Consider the following 448-nt stretch of genomic DNA (forward strand, 5'->3'; position numbering starts at 1 on the left):
CCACAGAATCCCATGATGTTTGAACCGGGCAGCAACACTGCCCGGTCGGTACATTATTTGTCTGTTATATCCGCGTCTTCTGCGTCCAGCACCACTTCTTCAGGGCGCAGCACACTGATCAGTTTGAAGATCAAACTTAAGCCGATACCGACGATGGTCGCCAGCGCCATACCTTTCAACTCCGCCGCGCCGATGTTTACCTTCGCGCCACTGACGCCGATGATCAAAATCACGGAAGTCAGGATCAGGTTCTGTGCTTTGTTGTAATCCACTTTCGATTCGATCAAAACACGAATACCGGAAGCACCGATGACACCATAAAGCAGCAGCGAAACGCCGCCCATCACCGGCAATGGGATCATCTGGATAGCGGCAGCCAGTTTACCGACGCAGGAAAGCAGGATAGCGAAAATCGCCGCCCCACCGATAACCCAGGTACTGTAAACAC

The 448-nt window shown here is 52.7% G+C and carries 1 protein-coding gene; it reads right to left on the reverse strand.

Translation table 11 applies throughout. The features are described from left to right. Nucleotides 1-53: 53 nt before the first annotated feature. On the reverse strand, nucleotides 54-448 hold a 395-nt coding region (locus tag C1I93_RS30940), incomplete at its 5' end, for a solute carrier family 23 protein (protein ID WP_309148231.1).

It is taken from the genome of Micromonospora endophytica (genome assembly GCF_003236305.1).
Taxonomy (GTDB): Bacteria; Actinomycetota; Actinomycetes; order Mycobacteriales; family Micromonosporaceae; genus Micromonospora; species Micromonospora endophytica.